The sequence below is a fragment of the Bradyrhizobium sp. genome (assembly GCF_019244115.1).
In the GTDB taxonomy this organism is placed as follows: Bacteria; Pseudomonadota; Alphaproteobacteria; order Rhizobiales; family Xanthobacteraceae; genus Bradyrhizobium.
Map to the genome: position 1 here is coordinate 1 of NZ_JAFATE010000874.1, position 4,044 is coordinate 4,044.

The 4,044-nt window shown below is 66.1% G+C and carries 4 protein-coding genes and 1 pseudogene; 3 read left to right on the forward strand and 2 right to left on the reverse strand.

Annotated features, from left to right (window positions below; genetic code table 11):
• A pseudogene (locus tag JOZ76_RS36760) lies at positions 1-202 on the forward strand (DUF6101 family protein); the annotation flags it as partial.
• A 116-nt stretch (positions 203-318) separates the two neighbouring features.
• On the opposite strand, the gene ubiA reads toward JOZ76_RS36760, so the two are convergent.
• Complete coding sequence (ubiA, locus tag JOZ76_RS36765) at positions 319-1,275, reverse strand: 4-hydroxybenzoate octaprenyltransferase (RefSeq protein ID WP_291706271.1); 957 nt, start codon at positions 1,273-1,275, stop codon at positions 319-321.
• A gap of 64 nt (positions 1,276-1,339) precedes the next feature.
• Positions 1,340-2,011, reverse strand: coding sequence for a hypothetical protein (locus JOZ76_RS36770; RefSeq protein ID WP_441300162.1), 672 nt, complete (start codon positions 2,009-2,011; stop codon positions 1,340-1,342).
• 319 nt (positions 2,012-2,330) lie between these two features.
• On the opposite strand from JOZ76_RS36770, the gene JOZ76_RS36775 reads away from it, so the two are divergent.
• Positions 2,331-3,080 (forward strand): 16S rRNA (uracil(1498)-N(3))-methyltransferase, encoded by a 750-nt coding sequence (locus tag JOZ76_RS36775; RefSeq protein WP_291706272.1) that lies wholly within the window; start codon positions 2,331-2,333, stop codon positions 3,078-3,080.
• Between the two features lie 130 nt (positions 3,081-3,210).
• Positions 3,211-4,044 (forward strand): ATP phosphoribosyltransferase regulatory subunit (locus tag JOZ76_RS36780; protein ID WP_291706273.1); only part of this gene is annotated, 834 nt, incomplete at its 3' end.

Here is a 4,044-nt window from a genome sequence, read left to right on the forward strand (position 1 = left end):
CGCCGCCTGGCAAGGCTGGAGCGAGATCTTCGGTTTGCCGCAACTTCAGGATGGCGAAAGCTTCGAACCTGCGCCGCGCCGTCGCAGGCGTAACGCGATCCGCTGGCGCCGCCCCCGCTTTCTGATCCGCCGCCGCGTCGGCGATGCTTTGAGCGAGCCGAACGTCCATCGTGACGAGCGCGAGATCATCGCGCGGGATTGAACAGCATTTGTTGAACGGCGTTTTTGGTAGGGATGAGCAAAGACGCCCTTGCGCCGTGCCCACCATCCTTCCACGCACGCCATCCGCGATGGTGGGCACGCTTCGCTTTGCCTACCCTACAGATTACCGATAACCGCTAGCACCGCATCCGCGACGAGGCCCGCGAACAGCAGCAGCCCGGCATCGCGGTTGGACAGGAACAGCCGCCAGCACAGCACGCCATCGCTGGTTCGAAGCGTGCGGATCTGCCAGGTCAGGTGCACGGCAAAGCCGGCGAGCCCGATCCAGGCCGGAACGCCCGCGGCCGCCGATACCAGCGCGCCGCCAATCAGGACGACAGCGAGCCCGTAAAACACCACCAGCGCCCGATGCGTCCGCGCGCCAAATAGCCGCGCAGTCGACTTGATGCCGATCAGCGCATCGTCCTCGGCATCCTGATGCGCGTAGATCGTGTCGTAGCCGATCACCCAGGCAATCGACCCGGCATAGAGAAGAAACGCCGTCGCATCGAGCCGCGCAAACGTCACGGCAAACCCCATCAGCGCGCCCCATGAAAACGCGAGCCCGAGCACGACCTGCGGCCACCAGGTGATCCGCTTCATGAACGGATAGATCGCAACGATGATCAGCGATGCGATGCCGGTTGCGATCGCAAAGCGATTGAACTGCACGAGCACGGCAAGGCCGATCAGCGCCTGCAGCACGAGGAAGACGAGCGCCTGGATGACGCTGACCTGGCCGGCGGGAATCGGCCGCGCCCGCGTCCGTTCGACTTTTGCATCGAGATCGCGGTCGGTGATGTCGTTCCAGGTGCACCCTGCCCCGCGCATCGCGAAGGCGCCGATCAGGAACAGCAGAATGTCGCGCGGCATTGACCCGATCTGGTGCGCCATTCCGGCTGACAGCGCCGCCGACCACCAGCACGGCATCAAGAGCAGCCAGGATCCGATCGGCCGGTCGAGGCGGGCCAGCCGCAGATACGGACGCGCCCATTGCGGGGCGCTTCTATCGACCCAGTTGCCGGTCGAATCGGCGACGCGGTCGGCACCGATATCTTGAAGTCCGGACTCCATCACAGCGCCCTTTGTCGTCAGGCTGGAATGAGGGCACTCGCAATCGTTTTCTGAAGTGCCGCCGTCACCGCGTCAGCACGTTGCCGTTCAGCGTATCGAAGGTGCTGCCGCCCTTCTTGGCCGGCGTGGCCTCGGGCAGCGCCGCGGAGGAGCCGAGCACATCCGAGAGCGTGGGGCCGGCCGGGCCGCGCTGCTGGATCTGCTGTGCCACCGTGCACACCTTGGTCTGCACCGCCTCGGTGTTCTTGTGATTGGTCTTCAACTGGTCGCCAATTTGCGATGGAATCCCACACCTTGCCGAATTCTTCTCGATGTATGAGATCATCTTGATCTCGGCCTGGGCGAAATTCTTGAACAGCTGGCACGCCTCCGCCGGCGTCGCTTTCCGGCCGGCGGCCTGGATCAGCTTGCCGCGTCTTTCCGCCTCTTCGCGCAACGGAACGAACTGCTTCATGCAGTCCGCAGGCGGCCCGCCGCCTCCCTGGGCCGGCGGCGCCGCGCTGAACCCGCCGGTGATCGGCGCGGCCCCCCCGGACGGGAATGGGCTCACGGGAGGCGCACTGGCCGTCGCCGCGGGCGACCCGCCACCAACAGGAGGGAAGGCCGGATCGTTGGCAGTGCCGACCTGGCTCTGTCCTGGAAGCGGCGCCGGAAACGCACCTTGCGCAAGGGCCTCTCCGCCGGCAAAAGCGAGAATCACAGCCGTCAGCGGCGCAATCGGGCAGCGGAGGGTCAAGGCTTGGTCTCCGGCAGGGTTGAAGGGGTTTCCGGGACGAGCGCGATGCGCGGTGTCCGGATGACGCCTTTTACGATTCCTGCACTTGGTTAACAACCCGTCGATTTTGGCAACAGCGCGGCGCCGCGCCGCAGACACGAACGGTAACATCTGAGTCATCAGGCCGTGAGCGCGTATCAGTGGTATGGGCGAGAAATCGCCCAGCGGCGGCCGGCCGCCCCGCGAAGCGGCCAACCACATCGGAGCCCGCGGGGTCGCCCGGTCGCAATTCCGGGGGGAATTCCTGGCTCCGGGGCGCAAAAGGTGGTTGGAACATCAAATGCCCGCCCACGACTTCCGTTCGCCGCGCCTGTTCATCGACGCCTTGCTTGCCGCCGGCGCGACTGTCACGCTCGATCGTGACCAGAGCAACTATCTTGGCAACGTGCTGCGGCTTGCGGCCGGCGACACGGTCCTGGTGTTCAACGGCCGGGACGGTGAGTGGCGGGCGCAAGTGTCCGGCCGCAAACGGCTGGACAGTCTCACCGTCGAAAGCGTGACGCGACCGCAGGATCGCCTGCCCGATCTCACTTACGCCTTTGCACCGCTGAAGCACGCAAGGCTCGACTACATGGTGCAGAAGGCCGTCGAGATGGGCGCAGCCGCGCTGCAGCCGGTCATCACTCGCTTCACCCAGGTGGCGCGGGTCAATGGCGAGCGGATGCGCGCCAACGTCGTGGAGGCCGCCGAGCAGTGCGGCATCCTCAGCCTCGCCGCCGTCCATGACCCGGTTCCGCTGGACAGATTCCTGAGCGCGCGCGCGAGCGAACGCCTTCTGGTGTTCTGCGATGAGGCGGCTGGGGTCGCCGACCCGGTCCGGACCCTCGCCGGTGCCCGGGATGATTCACGGGGAGTAGACCTCCTGATCGGGCCGGAGGGTGGCTTTGCCGAGGAGGAACGCGCCGTTCTGCTGCGTCAGCCGCGAATCATGCGGCTGGCGCTCGGGCCCCGCATCCTGCGTGCCGATACCGCCGCCGTCGCGGCGCTGGCCCTGGTCCAGACCGCCCTTGGCGACTGGAGCGAACGCTGAGCTTTCTTGTTAAGCCACTTGCCAGTCACTCTCGGTCGGCGGCCAGTCTTTTGGCCAATCCTGTCGAAACCGTCATCGCCCCATGCTATGGGGCTGCGCCAACACCCGTTTTTAGGAAATCGGACCCGAAATGACCAAAGCCGCCGCCCTTCACGAGGCCGCAACCGGTTCCGCCAGCTGGGCGGACGCGCTGCTGCACTCGTTTGCACAGGCCGGCTATGTCAGATCTGAACCCGCGATCCTGCAGCCGTCCGAGCCCTTTCTGGATCTTTCCGGCGAGGATATCCGCCGCAGCCTCTATCTGACCACTGATGCCAGCGGCGAGGAGCTCTGCCTGCGGCCGGACCTCACGATTCCCGTGGCACGGGCCTATCTGGCTTCGCCCGAGGCCGGCCAGCCGGCCGGGTTCAGCTATCTCGGTCCCGTGTTTCGCTACCGCTGGGGGCGACCGAGCGAGTTTTTGCAGGCCGGTATCGAGTCCTTTGGACGGCAGGACCGCGCCGCGGCCGATGCCGAGATGCTGGCGCTGGCCCTCGAAGCGGTGGCCGCCTTCGAGGTCGCCGACGTCGAAATCCGCACCGGTGACGTCGCGCTGTTCAATGCCCTGCTCGACGCGCTCGACCTCTATCCGGTATGGCGGCGGCGGCTGATCAAGGATTTCAACCGCAAGGTCAGCCTGGAGCAGGACATCGAACGGCTGACCATCGCATCCAGCACCCCACGAAACGAATATGAGGGCGTGCTCGCCGCGCTCGCCGGCTCCGACCGCAAGGCGGCGCTGGCGCTGGTGACGGACCTGATGTCGATCGCCGGCGCCAGCAATGTCGGCGGACGCACGGTCGATGAAATCGCCGACCGCTTCCTCGAACAGTCGACGCTGAAGGGCGGCGCGTTGCCGCGCAACGCGCTCTCGGTGCTCAAACGCTTCCTGGCGATTGCGGGCGAGCCGGAGGAGGCCCTGACG